Source organism: Streptomyces sp. NPDC050528, from assembly GCF_044457795.1.
GTDB lineage: Bacteria > Actinomycetota > Actinomycetes > Streptomycetales > Streptomycetaceae > Streptomyces.
The window spans coordinates 26341-47022 of record NZ_JBITHH010000004.1 but is presented as its reverse complement, the minus strand read 5'-3'; the positions used below and the strand labels follow the sequence as shown (position 1 = coordinate 47022).

Genomic DNA, 20682 nt, shown 5'->3' with positions numbered 1-20682 from the left:
GACGTGAACGTGTACGCCGCGGTCGACCTCGGCGCGTCCAGTGGGCGCGTCATGGTCGGCCGGGTCGGTCCCGACTCCCTGGAGTTGACGGAGGCGCACCGCTTTCCCAACCGGCCCGTTCGTACGCCTGAAGGGCTGCGCTGGGACATCCTCTCGCTGTACGCGGGTGTCCTGGACGGGCTCCGCGCGGCCGGCGCGCTCACCGGCGGGCGGCTCGACTCGGTCGGCATCGACAGCTGGGCCGTGGACTACGGGCTGTTGGACGCGGACGGGGCCTTGCTGGGCAATCCCGTGCACTATCGGGACGCCCGCACGGAGGGGGTCGCCGAGAAGGTGTGGGCGACCGTGCCGGCGAGTGAGTTGTACGCGTCGACCGGGTTGCAGTATGCCCCGTTCAACACGCTGTACCAGCTGACGGCCGCTCGTGACTCTGCCCAACTGGCGCACGCAGAGCGGCTGTTGCTCGTCCCCGACCTGCTGTCCTACTGGCTCACCGGTGAGCAGGGCACCGAGCTGACCAACGCTTCCACCACCCAACTCATCGATCCCCGGACGCGTGACTGGGCGTACGACATCGCCTCCCGTCTCGGCATCGACCTCGGGCTGTTCGCGTCGCTGCGTCAACCGGGCGATCCTGCGGGGGTGTTGCGGGATGAGGTGGTTGAGGACACGGGGCTTCGGGGGCCTGTGCCGGTGACTGCGGTCGGATCGCATGACACGGCGTCAGCTGTCGCCGCTGTTCCGGCAGTTGAGGAGCGGTTCGCCTATATCTGTACCGGGACCTGGTCCCTGGCCGGGCTGGAGCTCGACGCGCCCGTGCTCGGCGAGGCCAGCAGGGCCGCCAACTTCACCAATGAGTTGGGGCTCGACGGTACGGTCCGGTATCTGCGCAACATCATGGGGCTGTGGCTGCTTCAGGAGTGTGTACGGGCCTGGGGCGAGCCGGAGTTGGGAGAGTTGCTGCGCGGGGCGGCGCGGGTTCCGGCGCTGCGGTCGGTCGTGGATGCGGGGGACGCGGCGTTTCTGGCGCCGGGGCGGATGCCGGAGCGGATCGCCGACGCGTGTCGGGGGTCCGGGCAGCCGGTGCCGGAGTCCCGGGCGGAGATCACGCGGTGCATTCTCGACTCCCTTGCACTTGCCCATCGGCGGGCGGTCGGCGACGCCCAGGAGCTCGTCGGGCATCCTGTCGACGTCGTGCACATCGTCGGGGGCGGTACCCGCAACGCGCTGTTGTGCCAACTGACCGCCGATGCCTGTGGGTTGCCGGTGGTGGCGGGGCCCACGGAGGCTGCGGCCCTTGGCAATGTGCTGGTTCAGGCGCGGGCCCATGGGCTCGTGGGTGACCTGTCCGGGATGCGGAGGCTGCTCGCCCGTACTCAGCCGTCGACCCGCTATGAACCTCAGGGGGACACCGCCCGGTGGCGCGCGGCGGAGGCCCGGCTCGCCGCGCGCCAACCCGGTGGCTGACTTCCGGCTCGGACCCCCGGCTCGCCGCGCGATGAACCGGGGGCTCCCCGAGACCGTGACCTCCGACTACGCTGCATCCATCCGATGATCGACCACTAAGGAGCCGCGATGCGTGTCGCCCTGTTCCTGACTTGCGTCAACGACACGCTCTATCCGGACACCGGGCGCGCCGTGGTGAAACTGCTGACCAGGCTGGGCGTCGAGGTCGAGTTCCCGATGGCGCAGACGTGCTGCGGGCAGGCGCACTACAACACCGGTTACCGCCATGAGGCCGAGCCGCTCGCCCGGCATTTCTCCGATGTCTTCGGAGAGTACGAGGCGATCGTCACGCCGTCCGGGTCGTGCGGGGCGATGGTGCGGGAGCTGTATCCGCGGATGGGGGAAAGGGCACGGGCCGAAGGGCGCGGGGACACCCTCGCGGCCACGCTGGCGCCGGTGGTGCCGAAGACGTACGAGCTGACCGAGTTCCTCGTGGACGTGCTCGGCGTGACGGACGTCGGCGCCTACTACCCGCACAAGGTGACCTACCACCCCACCTGCCACGGGCTGCGCAGCCTCGGGCTCGGTGACCGGCCGCTCAAGCTCCTCCAGGCCGTCAAGGGGCTGGAGTTGGTCGAGTTGCCGGGTGCCGACGAGTGCTGCGGGTTCGGCGGGACGTTCGCCGTGAAGAACGCCGATGTCTCGGCCGCGATGGGCACCGACAAGGTGCGCAATGCCGAGTCGACGGGCGCCGGGGTGCTGTGCGCGGCGGACAACTCCTGTCTCATGCACATCGGCGGGACGATGGCCCGGCTCCACACCGACATGCGGCCCGTGCACATCGCCGAGATTCTGGCCGCGACCGAAGACACCACGGAAGTCGGCACCGGAGCCGTCACGGAAGAGGAGGCGGGCGCATGAGCGAGACGTTCGTCGGGATGCCCGCGTTTCCCCCGCCCGTCTATCCGGCCTTCCCCGTCGCCGCGCACGAGGCCGTCAACAACCAGACCTTGCGCGGAAATCTGCGCCACGCCACCCACACGATCCGCGCCAAGCGGGCCAAGGCCGTGGCGGAGCTGTCCGATTGGGCCGCCCTGCGTGAGGCGGGCAAGCAGATCAAGGACCACACCCTCCGTCATCTCGACCGGTATCTGGTCCAGTTGGAGGAGTCGGTGACGGCGGCCGGTAGCATCGTCCACTGGGCCGCCGACGCGGACGAGGCCAACCGGATCGTCACCCAACTCGTCAAGGAGACGGGCGAGTCGGAGGTCGTGAAGGTCAAGTCGATGGCCACGCAGGAGATCGGGCTCAACGAGGCCCTGGAGGCGGCGGGCATCCGCGCCTACGAGACCGATCTCGCCGAGCTGATCGTGCAGTTGGGCAAGGACCGCCCCTCGCACATCCTGGTCCCGGCGATCCACCGCAACCGCGGTGAGATCCGGGAGATCTTCGCCCGCGAGATGAGCGAGTGGGGCCGCCCGGCCCCCGACGGACTGACCGACACGCCCGCCGAACTCGCCGAGGCCGCCCGCCTCCACCTCCGGGAGAAGTTCCTGCGGGCCAAAGTCGGCGTCTCCGGCGCCAACTTCATGGTCGCGGACACCGGCACACTCGTCGTCGTCGAGTCCGAGGGCAACGGCCGCATGTGCCTCACCCTCCCCGAGACGCTGATCTCGGTCGTCGGCATCGAGAAGATCGTGCCCACCTGGCAGGACCTGGAGGTGTTCCTCCAGACCCTCCCCCGCTCCTCGACCGCCGAGCGCATGAACCCGTACACCAGCACCTGGACGGGCACGACCGACGGCGACGGCCCGCGCACCTTCCACCTGGTCCTGCTCGACAACGGCCGCACCGACACCCTCGCCGACGAGGTCGGCCGCCAGGCCCTGCGCTGCATCCGCTGCTCGGCCTGCCTCAACGTCTGCCCGGTGTACGAGCGAGCCGGCGGACACGCCTACGGCTCGGTCTACCCCGGCCCGATCGGCGCGATCCTCAGCCCCCAACTCCGGGGCACCGCAAGCGAGATCGACGCCTCACTGCCGTACGCCTCCTCCCTGTGCGGCGCCTGCTACGAGGTGTGCCCGGTCGCCATCGACATCCCCGAGGTGCTGGTGCATCTGCGTGAACGGGTCGTGGAGGGCGGGCCGGTGACCCGCGAGGGCAACAAGGTCGTCCTGCAACCCGCCAAGGGCCACGCCGCCGAGCGCGCGGCCATGCGCGCGGCCCGCTGGACCTTCACCCACCCCGGCGCCCTGCGCACCGGCCAACGGCTCGCCTCCCGCACCCGCCGCTTCCATCCACGGACGCTGCCAGGACCCGGCAAGGCATGGAGCGGCACCCGGGACCTGCCCGCCGTACCGGCGGAGCCGTTCCGCGACTGGTGGCAGCGCACAAATGGTGGAAAGGACGGCGCCAAGTGAGCAGCAGGGAACGGATCTTGGGCCGCGTGGAGCGCGCGCTCGCGGACGTACCGCGAGACGACACGCCCTATGGGCAGGCCTTCGAGCGTGGCTATCTGCGCGAGCACGGGGACCGGAATGTCGAGCAGACGGTGGAGCTGCTGGCGGAGAACCTGGCCGACTACCGGGCGCTCGTACACCGGTGCACGGATGCCGAACTCGCCGCTGTGATCGGCGGGTTGCTCGCCGAGCGGGGCGCCAGGACGGTCGTCGTACCGCCGGGCCTGGAGCCGTCCTGGCTCGCGGCGGCCGGTGCCGAACGGGTCACGGACCGGCCCGAGAGCACCCCGGCCGAACTGGACCGGGTCGACAGTGTGGTCACGGCGTGCGCGATCGCCATCGCCGAGACCGGCACCATCGTCCTGGACGGCGGCCCGGACCAGGGCCGTCGCCGGATCACGCTCGTCCCCGACCACCACATCTGTGTCGTACGGGTGCCGGACCAGGTGGTGTCCTCTGTGCCGCAGGCCCTCCAACGCCTCGACCCGGCACGCCCGTTGACCTGGATCTCGGGTCCGTCCGCGACCAGTGACATCGAGCTGGACCGGGTCGAGGGGGTGCACGGTCCGCGCACCCTTGAGGTGGTGCTGGTGAGCGGTCAGGCGAGCGTGGAGGTCAACTCGTAGCTGCCGGATGGCAGTTGATAGGAGGCGGTGCCGTCCGTGAAGCCGAGGAACTCCACGCCCGACGCCTCCGCCAGGGGCCTGTTGTCCTCGCGGACGGTAGACGGGTCGGCGGTGGGGATGCGAAGGGTCGCCGTGCTGTTGGCGGGGACGACCGCCCGGTACGTCAACTTCCCTTCCCGCGCGGTCCATTCGCTGACGATCTCGCCGTAGGGAGAGACGTGTGAGCCGCGGACCTTCGTGATCCTGCCGGTCGGGTCGAGGTGCGGCCGGAGGAAGAAGTGCTTGAAGCCCGGGTGTTCGGGGTCCTTGGCGATGCCGGCCATGCTCTCGTACATCCACTCCATGATCGCGCCGTAGGCGTAGTGGTTGAAGGAGTTCATGTCGACCGGGCCGAACCCGTCGTCCTTCGCGTACGAGTTCCAGCGCTCCCAGACCGTGGTGGCGCCGTTGGCCACCGAGTACAGCCAGGACGGCATCGCGTTCTGGTGGAGGAGGCGGTACGCGAGGTCGACGCGGCCCTCGTCGGTGAGGACGGGGGCGATGACGTTCACGCCGAGGAAGCCCACGGCGAGAGTGTTCTCCGGGTAATCGACGCGGGTGCTGTCGGGGTGATTTGCCTTGTACGCGGGGCTGTTGCCGATGTTGTCGGTGAGCAGGGTGACCAGTTGGCGGTGCTGCAAGTCGGTGTCGTAGAAGCCGAGTTTGAGGATCCAGAGCAGGGCGGTCTGGGTGTCGTCCTCGGTCTTGCCGGCGCTGTTGCCGGGGGTGTGGGGCGGTGGGTCGCCGAGGCTGGAGCGGACGGTCAGCTGTCCGGTGAGGACGTCGGTCGCGAAGTACTTGGTGATGAAGGCCCGTTTGATGTGGGTGAACAGCCGCTCGTAGGTGGCCACTTCGGCGGTACGGCCGGTGGCGCGGGCCATGTCCGCCATGAGGCGGGCGCTGTAGCCGTAGTAGATGTCGCTGATGAGCTGGGTGCTGGTGATCTGGAAGGCGAGCCAGTCGCCGAAGATCGCGCCCTGGCCGGCGTAGGTGTCGCCGGTGCGCTGTCGGATCCAGTCGAGGTACTTGGTCATCGCCGGCCAACTGCGGTCGATGATCGTGGTGTCACCGGACATCTGCCACACCGTCCACGGCACGACCACCCCGCAGTCCGCCCAACCGCTGGCCGGGAGCGCCTGGCTGTAGCGATGGCCGGGGGCGACCCAGGGGAACTGGGCTTTCTCCGCACCGTAGTTGTGCTGCGAGTCGATCAGTGTGTCCTGGAAGTGGCTCAGGAAGGGGACGGTGGCGGAGTTGTACAGGCCTGTGCCCGCGAAGAGTTGGGTGTCGCCGGTCCAGCCGAGGCGTTCGTCGCGTTGCGGGCAGTCGGTGGGGATCCAGAGGTAGTTGCCGCGCTGGCCCCAACGGACGTTGCCGATCAGCTGGTTGACGTCCGCGTCGTCGGTGGTGACGGTGCCGATGTCGTGGAGGGCGGAGGTGGCGACGCGGCCCGTGAGTTCGACGAGGGTGACGGTCTCGGTCGTGGTGACGGAGACGTACCGGAAGCCGTAGAACGTCAGCGAGTCCTGATGGGTCTCGCCTGCCGGGTCGCCCTTGAGGATGTAGGTGCTGGTGGCTTCGGCGGTACGCAGGTTCGCGCGGTACACCGAGCCCGCCGGTCCGTCGGCGCCCGCGCTGTCGTCGTTGAGCATCTCCCCCGGTTTGAAGGCGACTTGGGCGCCCGCAGGGCCGCGCAGGGTGTAGCGGGGGACGCCGACCAGGTTCTGGCCGAAGTCGATGACGGCGGTGTCTCCGGGGTGCAGGGTGACGGAGGCGGTGGATGCCCGCGTGGGGTCGGTGACCGTGCGGGCGGGGTCGACGAGGATCCGGCCCTTGCCGTTCGCGCTGCCGCCCTGGCCCGTGACTCCTGTAGCGCCGACGGCTCCCGTGACTCCCGTATAGACGGTGACGGACTGCGGCTTGCGGTCCCACTCGGGCATCAGGCGGGCGCTCTCACCGGGATAGGCGACCAACTGGGCTTCGGGGAAAGGGTCTTGAGCCTCGACAGCCGACCACTCCGAGACGTCGAAGCCGTTCGCCGCCCAACCCGGGAGTTCCTTGCGGGCGTCGTAGAGCTGGCCGTCGTAGATGTCGTCGGTGCGGTAGGGACCGGTGTCGGTGGCTCGCCAGTCGTCACCGGGGGTTGTGACGATCGACTGGGTCGAGCCGTCGGTGTACCGGACGAGTAGTTTCGCCTTGAGGGCAAGGGAGTTCCCGCAGTCGGCCGACCAGTAGACGCTGTTCTCGGAGATGCGACCGTTGTACCAGCCGTTGCCGAGCACGGCGGCGAGGGTGACTTGCGACGGGTCCGTGGCCTGATCCGCGACCAAGTCCGTGACGTCGTAGGTGAAGTAGTTGACGGTGGTGTCGTAGTTGGTCCAGCCGGGGGTCAGCAACTCGTGGGTCGTGCCGTCGCCCTGCGGCACCGGGACGCGCCGGCCATTGACGTAGGCGTCGTACACGCCGAGCGCGGACACGTACAGCCGGGCCTCGCTCACCCGCCCGCCTGTCAGTTCCGCCTGGCGGCGCAGGAGTGGTGCGCCGGCCGTGTTCGGGCGCTTGCCCGCCATGCCGATCCACTGCGCGCCGTCCCAGCCGGTGACTCCGTCTGTGCCGAGCAGACCGGTCTCGAAGTGGGCGGCCTGTGTGGCGGTGACGGCGCGGTCGTGCTCGTCCCATACCGTCACCGTCCAGTGGTAGCGGGTCGAGGCGCGCAGTTCGGGGCCGGAGTAGCGCACGGCGACCGAGTCCGACGCCTCAACGCGACCGCTGTCCCAGACGTCGGCCGTGCCGTGGGTCAAGTGCGGGGGCGAGGTGGCGACCTTGATCCGGTACGCCGTCTGGTGCCGGCCCCGCTCGGTGGACGCCATGCGCCAGCCGAATCGCGGGGGTGCCGCGTCGACGCCGAGCGGGTCGGTGCGGTGTTCCACGGTCAGGCCCGACACCGCGGTGCCGGCCGAGGGGGTTCCTTCGGTGTGGGCCGTTCCGTCGACTCCGTGCTTCATGCCGCTGTCCCTTCGCCCTGCCGGGAGGTGGAGGTGTACCGCTGCGCTGGAGTGGCTTCGCATCATTTCAAGGTCGGCATGCCCCCGTCACCAGCCAGTAGGCCCCCGCTGATGGGCGGCGTCGGACCGGCGCCGTTAGCGTGAGGACATGATCCGGTTCGAGCAGGTCAGCAAGCGGTACCCGGACGGTACGACGGCCGTGGACGGGCTGTCCTTCGAGGTGAACGAGGGTGAACTCGTCACGCTCGTGGGTCCGTCCGGCTGCGGCAAGACGACGACCATGATGATGGTCAACCGGCTCATCGAACCCACCTCCGGCCGGATCTTCGTGAACGGCGAGGACATCGCGACCGTCGACCCCGTGCAACTGCGCCGCCGCATCGGATACGTCATCCAGCAGGTCGGGCTCTTCCCGCACCGCACGGTCCTCGACAACACGGCGACCGTGCCGTCCCTGGTCGGCTGGAAGCGGGCGAAGGCGCGGGAGCGGGCCGCCGAACTACTCGATCTGGTGGGCCTGGATCCGAAGACGTACGGACCGCGCTACCCGGAGCAACTCTCGGGCGGGCAGCGGCAGCGCGTCGGGGTGGCGCGGGCGCTCGCCGCCGATCCTCCGGTGCTGCTGATGGACGAACCGTTCGGCGCGGTCGACCCGGTGGTGCGGGAGCAGTTGCAGGACGAGTTCCTGCGGATGCAGGCCGCCGTGCGCAAGACGGTGCTCCTGGTCACGCACGACATCGAGGAGGCGGTACGGCTCGGTGACCGGATCGCCGTGTACGGGCAGGGGCGTATCGAGCAGTACGACACCCCCGGCGCGGTGCTCGGCACGCCGGCGACGCCGTATGTCGCCGAGTTCGTGGGCGCGGACCGGGGTCTGAAGCGGCTGTCGGTGACGGAGATCGAGCCCGACGATCTGGAGCAACCGCCCGTCGCCCGGGTGGACGAGCAGGCGCAGCGGGCTGCCGAGCGGTTGCGGGTGGAGGGGGCCAGGTGGGCCGTGGTCCTCGACGAGCAGGGCGAGTTGCAGGGGTGGGTCAAGGCCGACGAGCTCACCGCGGGCGGCACGGTCGGTGAACTCGCCCACCGGATGAACGCGTGGGTGCCGGTGGGCGCGCCCTTGAAGCAGGCGTTCGGTGTGATGCTCCAGCACGACGCCGGGTGGGTGGCCGTGCTGGACGGGGCGCGCTTCCTGGGAGTCCTGACTCCGGCGAAACTGCACGAGGCGCTACGGCGGTCCGTGGACGCGGACGCGCTCGGAGTGCCCCGGGGGCAGGTGGAGTTCGACTCGGTGGCGGATGCGTGAGGATCGATCGGCGGTTCAGCTGAAGGTGGACCGGCGGTTCAGCTGAAGGTGAGCGGGCAGCCCCGCCGTATGGCGTGCTGGGCCGCGCGCAGATACAGGGACACGTAGAAGGCCGTGTCCAGGTCCTCGCCCCAGCGGCCGGGCCGACGGGCGGCGAACTCCTCTGCCTCCCCCTCAAGGAACCAGAAGGTGAGGGAGAGGTTTCCCGTCACCTCCGGTATCCCGACGGGCAGTTCGAGTGCCGCCGCGAGCCGCTCGGCGAGGGCGAGCACCTGGGGTGCGCCGACGATCACCGTCTCGTCCGTGTACGCGGAGCCGATCGGCAGCCGTATCTCCTCGTCGAGCGAGAACGGCACCAGCACGGACCAGTCGCCGAGGAACGCTCTTTCCGCAGGCGTCAGTTGGGCGCGGCACAGCGCGTCGAAGCCGTACATGGACGGGCTCAGCTTCTCCTCGAACGCCGCCCCGAAGTCCCGCTCGGGCACGGACACGTACGGCGGCAGCCCGCGTCGCGCCAACTCCGCGTCGAGCCCCTTCGCGATGGCCCCCATGCCCCCTTCCCCCGTGTCCTCACTGAACCACTCCTGTGCGTCGACATCGACGAGATAAACACCCATGCCCGCACCGTACAAGCCACCACTGACAATCCCCGGGCCTCACTTCAACAGCCCCTTGTCCTTCAGATACGTCCGGGCCACGTCCTGCGCCAACCGCCGCCAGCTGTCCACCTGTTGGTTCATGGAGGCCAGGTCCGCCGTAGTGAGAACTTCATTGAGCTTCCCCAGCGCCTTGGTCACGCCCTCGCTCCCCGCCCGGGAACGGTTCACGACCGGGACGACGTAGTCGGCGTTCTGGAGATGCTTGTCGTCGGCGAGGAGGACCAGGCCGAACTGGTCGAGGGTGGCGTCGGTGGTCGTCGTCAGCACCATCTGGTCCTGGCCGTTCTGGACCGCGCTCTTCGCCTGGGTCGTGCCGACGCCCTTCGGGTCGACGGCGGTGATGTCGATGCCGTAGACCTTCTTCAACCCCGGTTCGCAGTACGGCCGTTGCACACATTCGTCGCCCGCCGCGAGCCGCACCTTCAGTCCCGAGGCGCCGAGGTCGCTGAGGGTCTTGAGGTGGTGTTGCGTGGCGTAGGAGCGGGCCACGGCGAAGGCGTTCTGGTCGACGGCCTTGCCGGGGTCGAGGACCGTGAGGCCGCGGGGCGTGGCCAGTCGGCGGAGTGCCCTCATCGTGGTGGCGAGGTCGGGTGAGCCGACGGCCGGGGCGTCCGGGCCGTTGGTCTTGGCGTTGAGCCAGTCGGCGAAGGTGGCCGCGTACTCGGGGACGACGTCGATCTGCCCTGATTCCAGGGCGGGTTCGTAGAGTTCGCGGTTGGCGACGGTGAGCAGGGACGTCTTGTAGCCGGCCTGGTTCAGCAGGAGCGCGTACATCTGGGCGAGCAGATCGCTCTCGGTGAAGCCGGCCGAGCCGATGGTGAGGTGGTGACTGTCGCCGGGTGGCGCGGTGACGGCGCCCTTGTTCTCCAGGGACGGCCCGGTCGAGCAGCCGGTGACCAGGAGGAGGAGACCGGCCACGGCCACGCGTCGCACTGTCAGTCGTAGTCGTAGTCGCAGTCGTGGTCGCTTCATCGCGCTCTCCCCGCCCATCGGGGCGCCAGTCGTTCGGCGACCTCGAAGGCGCCCTCGACGAGCAGCGCGAACACGGCGACGAGCACCGCCCCTGCCACCACCTGCGCGGTGTTGGCGAGGTTGAAGCCGGCGGTGATGATGCGGCCGAGTCCGCCGCCGCCCGCGAGCGCGGCGATGGTGGCGGTGGCGACAAGTTGGACGGCCGCGATCCGGACGCCGTTCATCAACAGCGGGAGCGAGAGCGGAAGTTCGACGCGGAACAGCATCTGACGTCCCGTCATCCCCATCCCGCGCGCGGCCCGCACCACATCGCGGTCGACCTCGCGCATGCCGACGTAGGCGTTGGTGAGCAGCGGCGGTACGGCGAACAGGACCAGGGCGACGACCGTCGGCCCCTCGCCCCACTTGCCGATCGGGGTCAGGAGCAGCAGGACCAGGACGGCGAAGGTGGGTACCGCGCGGCCGATGTTGGAGATGTTCACGGCGAGTGCGCCGCCCTTGCCGAGGTGGCCGAGGACGAGGGCGATCGGCAGCGCGATCAGACAGCTGATGACCAGGCAGACGACCGTGAGGACGAGGTGCTGCGCGAGCCGGTGCCAGATGCCGTCGTCGCCGGACCAGTGGGCGGAGTCGGTGAGCCAATGCCAGGCGTCGGTAAGGGTGTTCATCCGCGGACCGCCCTCGTCCAGGGGGTGATGAGCCGTTGCACGAGCAGGAGAAGCAGGTCGGCGGCGATCGCGATCACCACGCACAGCACGGACGCGGTGAGCACCTGTGCCTTGAAGTAGGTGTTCATGCCCGCGTAGATGAGGTTGCCGAGTCCTCCGAAGCCGACGATCGCACCGACCGTGACCAGCGAGACCGCCGAGACGGTGGCGATGCGCAGGCCGGCCATCGCGGCGGGCAGCGCGAGGGGCAGTTCCACGGTGAGAAGGAGGCGGATCGGGCCGTAGCCCATGCCGCGTGCGGCCTGTCGGGTTTCCTCGGGGACGGCGCGCAGGCCCGCGAGGATGTTGCGGACGAGCAGAGTGAGCGAGTAGAGGACGAGTCCGGCGACGACGAAGGTGGCCGAGAGGCCGTAGACGGGCAGGAGCAGGGAGAACATCGCGAGGGACGGGATCGTGTAGAGGATCGTCGTCACCCCGAGCACCGGTCCGGCTGCCCAGCCCCAGCGGCGGGCCACCACCGCGAGCGGCAATGCGATCGCCAGGCCGATGAGCACCGAGATCGCGGTCAGCTGGAGATGCTGGACGACCGCGTCGACGAGGATGTGGCGGCGGGTGCTCAGGTACTCGCCGCAGATCCACTCGTTGCGGGCGAGGCAGTCGTCCGGGGGCGCGGTCACAGGTCCATTGCATCGGGCGGGGCCGGGGGTGGCGCGTTCTGGTGACCCGTACGGGCAGCCGGTCAGGGGTTCCAGTAGGTGGAGAGGGAGGCGATGAAGGCCGCGGCGGAGGTGAGCACCACGAGTTGGGTGACGGCCGTGGTCCAGAGGCGGCAGGCGATGGCCAGGGCCACGGTCACGGCCTCGACCCGGCAGAGGAACATGACGCAGTCGTACTGGTAGGAGAGGGCGGTGGAGTCCGCCGGGCCGGGGTAGCCCATCCAGTCCTCCGTGAAGACGCCGTCGCCGCCCAGCGCGAGGATCGCGGCGACGAGGAGGACGTCCAGGCCGACGAGCAGCGCGCAGAGGACTCCGTCGGTTCGCCGGTGTCCGGGGCGGCGGCGCAGGACACGCTGCGGGAAGCCGGCCGCGGGGGTGGCCTGGTCCGTCATCGGGTGCCTCCGGTGGTGCGCCACGGTCCGACGCCGAGTCTGCCTGTGGTCCCGAGGTCGATTCCGCTCTGCGGTGTCAGGAGGGCCGGAGCCGATCCGGACCGCGCCGCGACCGTCAGATACGGAACGTAGGCCGCCTCGGCCGAGCCGGTGGTGGTGTTGCGCCACAGCAGGCCGGCAAGGGCTCGTTCGCCGGGTGCCAGCGTCACCGCGCCCGGCGGGTCGTCGAACCCGGTCACCTTGGCGATACCGCCGCTGCCGTGGATCACCGACACGCCGGACAGGGTCTGCTGGTCCCGGTCGAGGAGCCGGATCTCGGGGTAGCCCTGGACGCGGTAGGCGCGGGTGCCGCAGTTCTCCAGGGTGAGGTCCATGGCGCGCAGGCCCAGCGCGGGGTTCACCGGTCCGGCCGTGACCCGGATGCCCTCCTGCGGGCAGACGGGGCCCGGCTTCGACAGTCCGGCGGCGGGATCGTCGTACGCCACGTCCGCGACCGTCCAGATGACGACCCCGGCGAGGAGCCCCACCGCCGCGATCAGCACGGTGTCGTACACGCTTCTCGGCACCCGTCTCGGCATCCTTCTCAGCATCCGCAGAGTCGATCAAGACGGGGGCGGGACCGCTGTGGCGGAAGCCATACCTCCGGTCACAGCCCTGTCACAGCCTCCCCCGCGAACCAGACCCCGGGGGTGTCGCTGAGTACACCCCGGGATACGGGTTCTGCGCCCAATGTGCGTAACCGGCGCTCTCCGTAACGTCGTTGACGAGGCACAGGGCGTGCCGCACGGAGGGTGAGGGCGATGTTTCGCACCGCACGACGCACGCACGACAAGGGACCCGCCGCCGAGGCGCTGCGGCTGGTCAAGGTGAGCAGGACCTACGGCCGTGACGACAGCGCGGTGACCGCTCTGGACGGCGTCACGCTGAGCCTGGAGCGCGGCACCTTCACGGCGGTGATGGGGCCGTCGGGGTCCGGCAAGTCGACGCTGTTGCAGTGTGCGGCGGGGCTCGACCGGCCGGACAGCGGGATCGTGATGGTCGACGGCGCGGAGATGACGGGCGGGAGCGAGGCCGAGCTGACGCGGTTCCGGCGGAGTCGGATCGGGTTCGTGTTCCAGCAGTACAACCTCCTGGACACGCTCACCGTCGCGCAGAACACCGTGCTGCCGCTGAAGCTCGCGGGGCGGCGCGTCGACCGCGCGCGGGCCGAGCAGGTCCTGACCGCGGTCGGTCTCGGCGACCGGCTCGGCCACCGCCCCGACCAGCTCTCCGGCGGTCAGCGCCAGCGGGTCGCCATCGCCCGCGCGCTGGTCACCGAACCCCGGGTGATCTTCGCGGACGAGCCGACCGGCGCCCTGGACACGCGCAGCGCACGGGGTGTGCTGCTGCTGTTGCAGGAGGCGGTACGAGTACACGGCCGGACCGTGGTGATGGTCACCCACGACCCGGTCGCCGCCTCGTACGCCGACTCGGTGGTGTTCCTCGCGGACGGCCGACTCGCCGGCCGGATGCACGCCCCGACCGTCGACGCGGTCGCCGAGCGGCTTGCTCACCTGGGCGACGACGTGACGGTGGGGGTGTGAGCGATGTTCGTACTGGCGATGCGCTCGATCCGACAACGCCCGGGCCGCTTCCTGGCCACCCTCCTGGCCGCATTCCTCGGCGCGGCAATCATCATGACCTTCAACTCCCTTCAGGACACGGCAAATCGGCACGGCATCGACTCGGTCAGCGCCGACACGCTTTCTACGTCGGCGAGTGTCGTCGGCGGCTACGGCACCCTGCTGGTGTTCTTCGCCGTCGCCTCGACGCTGACGGTCAACGTCCGCCAACGCTCAAGGGAGTTGGAGACCCTGCGCTGCTCGGGCGCGACCCCGGCACAGCTCAAACGAATGGTCGTGGGTGAGGCGGTGGCCGTCGCCCTGCTGGGCGCGATCCTCGCCGTCGCCCCCGCGATGCTCGGCGGCCGAGCCCTGCTCGAAGCGTTCAAGGACAGCGGCCAGGTCGCCCGCTCCGTCGACTACTCCTTCGGCCCCTTCGCCCTCCAATCCGGCCTGGGCATCACGCTGTTGGCGTCGGCGGGCGCCGCGTTCCTGGCCGTACGCCGGGCAACACGCGGGCAGCGGCGACAGAGCCGGGCGCGGACCTTCCTCGCCTACGGCGCACTGGTCGCGGGTGTGGTGTCGGTGACGGCAACCTTCGCGTTCTCCGCCACGGACGCGGCCCTGATGGCGGCCCCGGCGTACGGCGCGATCCTGCTCTCGGTCGGCCTCGCCCTCCTCTCACCACGCCTGCTGAAGGGCCTGCTCGACCGGCTCCAACTGACCGGCGCGAGCGGCTGGTTGGCCGTCCGCAACCTGCGCGAGCGCACCGACCAACTCGCCGGGATCCTGATGTCGCTGATCCTCTTCACGGCGGTGTCCACGGCGACGCTGTACATGCAGGCGGTGGAGAGCGACGCGGTGAAGTCCTCGGGCCTGACGAAGTCGGTCGACGCGAAGAACCTGGAGACCCTCAACTTCACGGTCGTCGGCATCATCGTCGTCTTCGTCTGCGTGATGCTGGTCAACTCCCTGTACGCGGCGACGACTTACCGCGCCCGCGAGTTCGGCGGCCAACGCCTGGCCGGCGCGACTCCGGGTCAGGTACTCCGCACGGTCGGCACGGAAACGGCGATTCTGACGATCACCGGCATCCTGTCCGGCACGGCGGCAGCGCTGGCGGGGATCATCCCGTTCACGATGGTCCGCACGGACGCGGTACTCCCCCACCAGGGGCTGGGAATCTGGCTGACGGTCGTAGCGGTGGCGACGACGGTGACCCTGGGGACAAGCCTGCTGACAGCACGACGCGTGCTCCGCACACCGGCGGTGGAGTCGGTGGCACTGGCCGCGTGAGCACGACGTACGTTCCGGTTGGCTCCGGTTGAGCCGGATCCGGTTGAGCTGGGTTCGGGGCAGTCGCTACGGCGGCTGCCCCTTCCTCTCGTCTAACCAGGCTGCGCCAATTCCACCGGGTCCGGCCACCCCCTAAGGGGCGCGGGGAACTGCGCGGCCAGCCACAACGCCCCCGCAGCCGAACAACGACAGAGCCACCCCTTCAGGCAACCCCCGCCGCATCCAACAACGTCCGCACAGTTTCGACAGTCAACCCGTCCAGAGACTCCAACTTCGCCCCGGCCCGAGCATTCGCACCGTCAAAGACCAACATCAACTGCCGCGCCAACAACTCCGGTTCACGCGCCCCACCCAACTCCCCCTGAACCCGAAACGCCTCCTGCATCCGCTCCTTGGACGCCCGCGCCACCACACTCGCCGGATGCTCGGGATCCTTCAGCTCAACCAGCGCGGCGAGATAGGGACACCCCATGAACCCAGGCTCGGCAGACGCCTTCTCCACCTGCTCGAAGATGTACAGGATGCGCTCACGAGGCGTACCCGCATCGTCCGCGCCGGGCGCCAGCCGCGCCACATATCCGGGCGCGCGCCGCTCCAGACTCGCGGCGAGCACCTCGTCCTTGCTGTCGAAGAGCTGATACATCGACCGCTTGGAGACCCCGGCGGACTTGCACAACGCCTCCACACCGATGGAAACGCCGTCGCGATAGAACAACTCGGCCGCCGCATCGAGCAGCCGGTCGCGGGGGGACGCTTTGTCTGTCGTGGCCATACACCGAGGCTACCGCGCCGCAGACCAAGAGGAAACCGATCGGTGTACGAGCTTGCGCAGGCGCGGGATCCCGGGTGACAGTAGAGCTGAACAAGCGCTTAGATATCTCGCTGCGCGCCCACGCACCACCCGCGATCCGCCGGAGGCACCGTGTTCCGTTCCGTCGACGACGTCGCCGCCCGCCTCGCCGAGACCGGCTATCTGGCCTCGCCGGCGGTCGCCACGACCGTGTTCCTCGCCGACCGCCTCGGCAAGCCGCTCCTCGTCGAGGGCCCGGCCGGCGTCGGCAAGACGGAACTGGCCAAGGCGGTCGCCGAGGTCGCCGGCGCCCGGCTGGTCCGGCTCCAGTGCTACGAGGGCGTCGACGAGTCCCGGGCGCTGTACGAGTGGAACCACGCCAAGCAGTTGCTGCGCATCAGCGCGGGCCGCGACGAGAGCTGGGACGAGACCCGCACCGACATCTTCAGCGAGGAGTTCCTGCTCCCCCGCCCGCTGCTCACGGCGATCCGCGGCGACGACCCGAAGGTCCTGCTGATCGACGAGACCGACAAGGCCGACGTCGAGGTGGAGGGTCTGCTGCTGGAGGTGCTGAGCGACTTCCAGGTCACCGTCCCGGAGCTGGGCACGATCACCGCGACCCGCCGCCCCTTCGTGGTCCTCACCTCGAACGCCAGCCGCGAACTCTCCGAGGCCCTGCGCCGCCGCTGCCTGTTCCTCCATATCGGCTTCCCCGACGAGGAGTTGGAGCGCCGGATCGTACGGCTGAAGGTGCCGGGCCTCAGCGGCGCGCTGGCCGAGTCGGTGGTCCGGGTGGTCGGGGCACTGCGCGAGATGGAGCTGCGGAAGGTGCCGTCGGTGGCCGAGACCATCGACTGGGCCCGCACCCTCCTGGCCCTCGGCGCCGACACCCTCGACGAGACGGTCGTACGAGACACCCTCGGCGTCCTCCTCAAGCATCAGGACGACATCCTCAGGGCGGCGGCGAAGCTCGACCTGGACGCGGTGTGAGCACCGCCGGTGTCACCGAACGGCTGACGGGCCTCGTCGGGGCGCTGCGCACACACGGCCTGCGTATCGGCACCGGCGAGACCGTGGACGCGGCGCAGGCCATGGAGGCACTCGGACTCGCCGACCGTGAACTGCTGCGCGAGGGACTGGCCGCGACCCTGCTGCACGGCACGGGCCAACGCCCGGTGTTCGACCCGGTCTTCGACCTCTACTTCCCGCGCGGCGTCGGCGCACCGCAGGGTGAGCCGGCAGCCGATCGCGAGGACCTCCGCGACCGGCTCGCTGCGGCGCTCGCCGCCAACGACCAAGCACTGATGGGGCAGTTGGCCGCCGAGGCCGTCGACGGTTTCGGCGGATACGGCAACTCGCCCTCGTCGGACGGCTGGTCGTCGTACCAGACGCTGGACCGGCTGCGTCCGCAGACGCTGCTGGCGCGGGTGCGGACGAGCATCCGGGAGCAGGGCGGGCAGTCGGGGTTCACCGATCGGCTGCTGGACGACGAGATCCGGCAGCGCATCGAGGGGTTCCGGCGGCAGGTCGCCGTGGAGGCGCGGCGCCGGGTCGCCGAGCGGCGCGGGCGGGACGAGATCGCGCGGCGGGCGATCGCGCCGACGGCCGATCGCGTCGATTTCCTGTTCGCCGGACGGGCCCAACTGGCCGAGCTGCGCAGGGCGGTTCAGCCGCTGGCCCGGAAGCTGGCCACGCGGCTCGCCGCGCGCCGCCGCCGTGCTTCCCGGGGCACGATCGACCTGCGCCGCACCCTGCGCGGCTCGTTGTCCACGGGCGGGGTGCCCATGCGGCCCGTGCTGCGCCGACGCCGGCCGGTCCGGCCCGAACTGGTGCTGCTGTGCGATGTGTCGGGCTCGGTGTCGGGCTTCTCCGACTTCACGATGCTGCTCGTGCAGGCGCTGCACGACCAGTTCAGCAAGGTGCGCGTGTTCGCCTTCGTCAACCGCCTCGACGAGGTGACCCCGCTCCTCGTGCACGGCACGGCCGACCCCGAGGGCCTCGGCACCCGCATCCGCGACGAGGCCACCCTCACCGGCTGGCACGGCAGCAGCGACTACGGCGTCGCCCTGGGCGAGTTCGCGGAGCGCTACGGCGACGCGGTGGGCCCGCGTACGACGGTGTTCGTGCTCGGCGACGCCCGCACCAACATGAGCGACCCGAACCTCCCGGCCGTCCGACAGATCACCCAACGGGCCCGCCGTGTCTACTGGTTGAACCCCGAGCAGCGCACGCAGTGGGGCACCGGTGACTCGGCCGCACCCGAATACGCGGAGCTGGTCGAGATGCACGAGTGCCGGAACGCGCAGCAACTCAGCGCGCTGGTCGGCCGGTTGCTGCCGATCTGAGCACTGCCGATCGGGTCAGGACGCCAACTGCGGGTACAGGGCGGCTCCTTCGGCGGAGAGCCCGGCCTTGACCTGGCGGGTCAGTTCGTCGGCCAGTACCTCGAAGGCACCGGACTCGATGCCGTCGAGGGCCTGTGCGGCCACACTCTCGGGAGTGGACTTGGGTCCGTCGACGTGTGCGGCCATGTCGGTGTCGACGTAGCCGACATGCAGTCCGGTGACGTCGATTCCGCGCGGCTTCAGGTCCAGGCGCAGGGAGTTGGTCTGCGACCAGAGGGCCGCCTTGGACGCGCTGTAGGAGCCCAGGACGCCGACCCACGACAGCACCGAGTGGACGTTGAGGAGGTGGCCGCCGCCGTTGCGCTCGATGATCGGCACGAAGGCGCGGGTGACGAGGAGGGGGCCGTAGAAGTTGGTCTCGAACTCGCGGCGTACGTCCTCGACGGGCGAGTCGAGGAAGTTGGCGTTCACGGACGCGCCCGCGTTGTTGATGAGGATGGTGACGTCCTGCGCCTGTTCGGCCGCCGCCGCGACGGACGCGGGGTCGCTGACCTCCAGTGCCAGCGGCACGGCGTCCGGGTGTGTGACGGTCTTCGGGTCGCGGGCGGTGGCGTAGACCTTCTTCGCACCGCGCTCGTACAGGGCCGAGACCAGCGCCCGGCCGATGCCGCGGCTGCCGCCGGTGACGAGGACTACGGCGCCTTCGATGTTCGTCATGGGGAACTCCCGGGGTGAGGCGGAGATGCGGAGATGCGGAGATGCAAGGAAACCGATCGGTTTCCTCATATCGACCACAGTAAACCGATCGGTTTCCATGGGCAAGCCCGCCGCAAGCCCGCCACATGCCCACCGCCGGACCGGCCACCGAACCGGCCACCGCGGCGCGCGATGATGGACGCCATGAGCGCCCCGCACAACGCCCCGCCCGTGGCACTGGCCACCTTCCCCACCCCCGTCGAACCGGCCCCGAGACTCGCCACCGCGATCGGGCTCGGCCCGGACGATCTGTGGATCAAGCGCGACGACCTGACCGGCCTCGGAGGCGGCGGCAACAAGATCCGCAAGCTGGAGTGGACCGTGGGCGCGGCGCTCGCCGAGGGCGCGGACGCCCTGGTCACGACCGGCGCCCCGCAGAGCAACCACGCCCGTCTGACCGCGGCCGCCGGAGCCCGCCTGGGCCTGGACGTGGTGCTGGTCCTGCGCGGAACACCGGGCGCGTCACGCTCCGGGAACCTCGCCCTCGACGGCCTGTTCGGCGCCCGGATCGCCTGGGCCGGCGAGGTCGACCAGGCCGGACTGGACCGGGCGGCGTCCGGGGTGTGCGAGCAGCTGCGCGCGACGGGCGCCCGGCCCGCGCTGATCCCGTTCGGTGGTTCGAGCGTGCTCGGCGCACGCGGCTACGCGCGCTGCGGCGAGGAGTTGCGCCGACAGCTCCCCGATCTCCGTACCGCCGTCGTCGCGCTCGGCTCGGGCGGCACGATGGCGGGGCTGGTCACCTCGCTGGGGCAGGACGCGGTCCTCGGGATCGACGTGGGCGCACTGCCCGAACCGGCCCTCGCCGTAAGGGAGTTCGCCGGTCTGACCTCATCGGAGGGACTGCGGGTACGACGCGACCAGATCGGCGGCGGCTACGGCTCCCTCACCGCCGCCACCGCCGAAGCGCTCACCCTCGCCGCCCGCACCGCCGGGCTCGTCCTCGACCCGACCTACACGGGACGCGCGATGGCCGGCCTGATCGCGGCCGTCCGGGACGGCGACATCGGGCCGGGCGAGCGGACGGTGTTCGTGCACACCGGCGGGCTGCCCGGGCTGTTCGGACACGCGGAGGCGGTCGCGTATGCCGAGGGACAGGTCGCCTCGTACGAGGCATGACGAAGGCGCCCGGCGGGTGCGGTGCCGCCGGGCGCATACGGGTCGGTCACTTGGCCTTCGCGTAGTCCGTCGCCATGGCACCGGCGAAGTCGTACACGATCACTTGCTCGTCGCCGACGACCCACGCGTCGTGTCCGGGCGGGCACACGAAGACGTCGCCGGGGCCGACCTCACCCTCGCCGCCGTCGTCCATGCGGAGATGCATCCGCCCTTGGACCACATAACCGTTGTGGTGGATCTGGCAACTCTCGGTGCCCGCGATCGGAGCCACCGACTCGGACCAGCGCCAGCCCGGTTCGAAGGTGCCCACGGCGAAGTCGAGTCCGCTGAGGTGAACGGCTTCGAGGTGGCCGCGGGGGAAGTCCCGTCGCTCGTCCGGCTTGTCGACCGTCTTCACTTCCAGCATGACGGCTGCCTCCGTTCCGGCCGTGCACAGCACGGCCGGGGCCGGTCTCCGTCTCCCGGCGGCCACAACGGCACCGATGCTCCGGCG

General features: G+C 70.2%; 20 protein-coding genes. 10 read left to right on the top strand and 10 right to left on the bottom strand.

The genetic code is table 11. The features are described 5' to 3' along the window. Window positions 1-3: 3 nt before the first annotated feature. From ACIBK4_RS15105 to ACIBK4_RS15090, 4 genes are all read left to right on the top strand, one after another. Complete coding sequence (locus ACIBK4_RS15105) at window positions 4-1467, top strand: rhamnulokinase family protein (RefSeq protein WP_398995771.1); 1464 nt, start codon at window positions 4-6, stop codon at window positions 1465-1467. A 108-nt stretch (window positions 1468-1575) separates the two neighbouring features. Beyond that, window positions 1576-2367 (top strand): (Fe-S)-binding protein, encoded by a 792-nt coding sequence (locus tag ACIBK4_RS15100; protein WP_398995106.1) that lies wholly within the window; start codon window positions 1576-1578, stop codon window positions 2365-2367. Further along, entirely contained in the window at window positions 2364-3866 is a 1503-nt protein-coding gene (locus tag ACIBK4_RS15095; RefSeq protein ID WP_398995105.1) for a LutB/LldF family L-lactate oxidation iron-sulfur protein, read from the top strand. Before ACIBK4_RS15100 ends, ACIBK4_RS15095 begins: the two co-directional genes overlap by 4 nt. Next, entirely contained in the window at window positions 3863-4531 is a 669-nt protein-coding gene (locus tag ACIBK4_RS15090) for a lactate utilization protein C (protein ID WP_398995104.1), read from the top strand. The genes ACIBK4_RS15095 and ACIBK4_RS15090 overlap by 4 nt, the downstream gene beginning before the upstream one ends. Here ACIBK4_RS15090 and ACIBK4_RS15085 read toward each other — a convergent pair. Then, window positions 4504-7575 (bottom strand): family 78 glycoside hydrolase catalytic domain, encoded by a 3072-nt coding sequence (locus ACIBK4_RS15085; protein WP_398995103.1) that lies wholly within the window; start codon window positions 7573-7575, stop codon window positions 4504-4506. The two genes, ACIBK4_RS15090 and ACIBK4_RS15085, sit on opposite strands and share 28 nt — an antisense overlap. 148 nt (window positions 7576-7723) lie before the next feature. Here ACIBK4_RS15085 and ACIBK4_RS15080 point away from each other — a divergent pair, with 148 nt between their 5' ends. Further along, complete coding sequence (locus ACIBK4_RS15080) at window positions 7724-8878, top strand: betaine/proline/choline family ABC transporter ATP-binding protein (RefSeq protein WP_398995102.1); 1155 nt, start codon at window positions 7724-7726, stop codon at window positions 8876-8878. Window positions 8879-8916: 38 nt separating this feature from the next. Here ACIBK4_RS15080 and ACIBK4_RS15075 read toward each other — a convergent pair whose 3' ends face one another. From ACIBK4_RS15075 to ACIBK4_RS15050, 6 genes are all read right to left on the bottom strand, one after another. Further along, window positions 8917-9495, bottom strand: coding sequence for a hypothetical protein (locus tag ACIBK4_RS15075; protein WP_398995101.1), 579 nt, complete (start codon window positions 9493-9495; stop codon window positions 8917-8919). A gap of 39 nt (window positions 9496-9534) precedes the next feature. Next, window positions 9535-10509 (bottom strand): ABC transporter substrate-binding protein, encoded by a 975-nt coding sequence (locus ACIBK4_RS15070; protein ID WP_398995100.1) that lies wholly within the window; start codon window positions 10507-10509, stop codon window positions 9535-9537. Beyond that, entirely contained in the window at window positions 10506-11177 is a 672-nt protein-coding gene (locus ACIBK4_RS15065) for an ABC transporter permease (protein WP_398995099.1), read from the bottom strand. The genes ACIBK4_RS15070 and ACIBK4_RS15065 overlap by 4 nt, the downstream gene beginning before the upstream one ends. Beyond that, window positions 11174-11854, bottom strand: coding sequence for an ABC transporter permease (locus tag ACIBK4_RS15060; protein WP_398995098.1), 681 nt, complete (start codon window positions 11852-11854; stop codon window positions 11174-11176). Before ACIBK4_RS15060 ends, ACIBK4_RS15065 begins: the two co-directional genes overlap by 4 nt. Before the next feature lie 62 nt (window positions 11855-11916). Continuing rightward, window positions 11917-12285 carry a hypothetical protein gene (locus ACIBK4_RS15055; RefSeq protein ID WP_398995097.1) on the bottom strand — a complete coding sequence of 123 codons (369 nt, stop codon included), beginning with the start codon at window positions 12283-12285 and terminating at the stop codon, window positions 11917-11919. Continuing rightward, complete coding sequence (locus tag ACIBK4_RS15050; protein ID WP_398995096.1) at window positions 12282-12851, bottom strand: DUF4232 domain-containing protein; 570 nt, start codon at window positions 12849-12851, stop codon at window positions 12282-12284. The genes ACIBK4_RS15055 and ACIBK4_RS15050 overlap by 4 nt, the downstream gene beginning before the upstream one ends. 234 nt (window positions 12852-13085) lie before the next feature. Between ACIBK4_RS15050 and ACIBK4_RS15045 the strand changes: the two genes are divergently transcribed. Further along, the gene (locus ACIBK4_RS15045; RefSeq protein ID WP_398995095.1) at window positions 13086-13868 is read left to right on the top strand and encodes an ABC transporter ATP-binding protein; all 783 of its coding nucleotides are present in this window, start codon (window positions 13086-13088) and stop codon (window positions 13866-13868) included. Window positions 13869-13871: 3 nt separating this feature from the next. After that, window positions 13872-15182 (top strand): FtsX-like permease family protein, encoded by a 1311-nt coding sequence (locus ACIBK4_RS15040; protein ID WP_398995094.1) that lies wholly within the window; start codon window positions 13872-13874, stop codon window positions 15180-15182. 202 nt (window positions 15183-15384) lie between these two features. On the opposite strand, the gene ACIBK4_RS15035 is transcribed toward ACIBK4_RS15040, so the two are convergent. Further along, window positions 15385-15954: a TetR/AcrR family transcriptional regulator gene (locus tag ACIBK4_RS15035; RefSeq protein ID WP_398995093.1), complete on the bottom strand. Its 570-nt coding sequence runs from the start codon at window positions 15952-15954 to the stop codon at window positions 15385-15387. 150 nt (window positions 15955-16104) lie between these two features. Here ACIBK4_RS15035 and ACIBK4_RS15030 point away from each other — a divergent pair, with 150 nt between their 5' ends. Then, a complete protein-coding gene (locus ACIBK4_RS15030; RefSeq protein ID WP_398995092.1) occupies window positions 16105-16962 on the top strand; it encodes an AAA family ATPase in 858 nt (285 codons plus the stop codon). Then, window positions 16959-18317 carry a VWA domain-containing protein gene (locus ACIBK4_RS15025; RefSeq protein ID WP_398995091.1) on the top strand — a complete coding sequence of 453 codons (1359 nt, stop codon included), beginning with the start codon at window positions 16959-16961 and terminating at the stop codon, window positions 18315-18317. Before ACIBK4_RS15030 ends, ACIBK4_RS15025 begins: the two co-directional genes overlap by 4 nt. Before the next feature lie 15 nt (window positions 18318-18332). On the opposite strand, the gene ACIBK4_RS15020 is transcribed toward ACIBK4_RS15025, so the two are convergent. Next, window positions 18333-19034 (bottom strand): SDR family oxidoreductase, encoded by a 702-nt coding sequence (locus ACIBK4_RS15020; protein ID WP_398995089.1) that lies wholly within the window; start codon window positions 19032-19034, stop codon window positions 18333-18335. Between the two features lie 183 nt (window positions 19035-19217). On the opposite strand from ACIBK4_RS15020, the gene ACIBK4_RS15015 reads away from it, so the two are divergent. Continuing rightward, complete coding sequence (locus ACIBK4_RS15015; protein ID WP_398995087.1) at window positions 19218-20189, top strand: pyridoxal-phosphate dependent enzyme; 972 nt, start codon at window positions 19218-19220, stop codon at window positions 20187-20189. A gap of 46 nt (window positions 20190-20235) precedes the next feature. On the opposite strand, the gene ACIBK4_RS15010 is transcribed toward ACIBK4_RS15015, so the two are convergent. Beyond that, window positions 20236-20595 carry a cupin domain-containing protein gene (locus ACIBK4_RS15010; protein WP_318021902.1) on the bottom strand — a complete coding sequence of 120 codons (360 nt, stop codon included), beginning with the start codon at window positions 20593-20595 and terminating at the stop codon, window positions 20236-20238. Window positions 20596-20682: the final 87 nt, after the last annotated feature.

Excerpts from the sequence above, each read along its gene's own strand:
- ACIBK4_RS15085 (WP_398995103.1), bottom strand. The coding sequence starts at position 7,575 with ATGAAGCACGGAGTCGACGGAACGGCCCACACCGAAGGAACCCCCTCG.
- ACIBK4_RS15065 (WP_398995099.1), bottom strand. The coding sequence starts at position 11,177 with ATGAACACCCTTACCGACGCCTGGCATTGGCTCACCGACTCCGCCCAC.
- ACIBK4_RS15040 (WP_398995094.1), top strand. The coding sequence starts at position 13,872 with ATGTTCGTACTGGCGATGCGCTCGATCCGACAACGCCCGGGCCGCTTC.
- ACIBK4_RS15015 (WP_398995087.1), top strand. The coding sequence starts at position 19,218 with ATGAGCGCCCCGCACAACGCCCCGCCCGTGGCACTGGCCACCTTCCCC.
- ACIBK4_RS15045 (WP_398995095.1), top strand. The coding sequence starts at position 13,086 with ATGTTTCGCACCGCACGACGCACGCACGACAAGGGACCCGCCGCCGAG.
- ACIBK4_RS15055 (WP_398995097.1), bottom strand. The coding sequence starts at position 12,285 with ATGACGGACCAGGCCACCCCCGCGGCCGGCTTCCCGCAGCGTGTCCTG.
- ACIBK4_RS15080 (WP_398995102.1), top strand. The coding sequence starts at position 7,724 with ATGATCCGGTTCGAGCAGGTCAGCAAGCGGTACCCGGACGGTACGACG.
- ACIBK4_RS15035 (WP_398995093.1), bottom strand. The coding sequence starts at position 15,954 with ATGGCCACGACAGACAAAGCGTCCCCCCGCGACCGGCTGCTCGATGCG.
- ACIBK4_RS15095 (WP_398995105.1), top strand. The coding sequence starts at position 2,364 with ATGAGCGAGACGTTCGTCGGGATGCCCGCGTTTCCCCCGCCCGTCTAT.
- ACIBK4_RS15010 (WP_318021902.1), bottom strand. The coding sequence starts at position 20,595 with ATGCTGGAAGTGAAGACGGTCGACAAGCCGGACGAGCGACGGGACTTC.
- ACIBK4_RS15075 (WP_398995101.1), bottom strand. The coding sequence starts at position 9,495 with ATGGGTGTTTATCTCGTCGATGTCGACGCACAGGAGTGGTTCAGTGAG.
- ACIBK4_RS15100 (WP_398995106.1), top strand. The coding sequence starts at position 1,576 with ATGCGTGTCGCCCTGTTCCTGACTTGCGTCAACGACACGCTCTATCCG.
- ACIBK4_RS15020 (WP_398995089.1), bottom strand. The coding sequence starts at position 19,034 with ATGACGAACATCGAAGGCGCCGTAGTCCTCGTCACCGGCGGCAGCCGC.
- ACIBK4_RS15070 (WP_398995100.1), bottom strand. The coding sequence starts at position 10,509 with ATGAAGCGACCACGACTGCGACTACGACTACGACTGACAGTGCGACGC.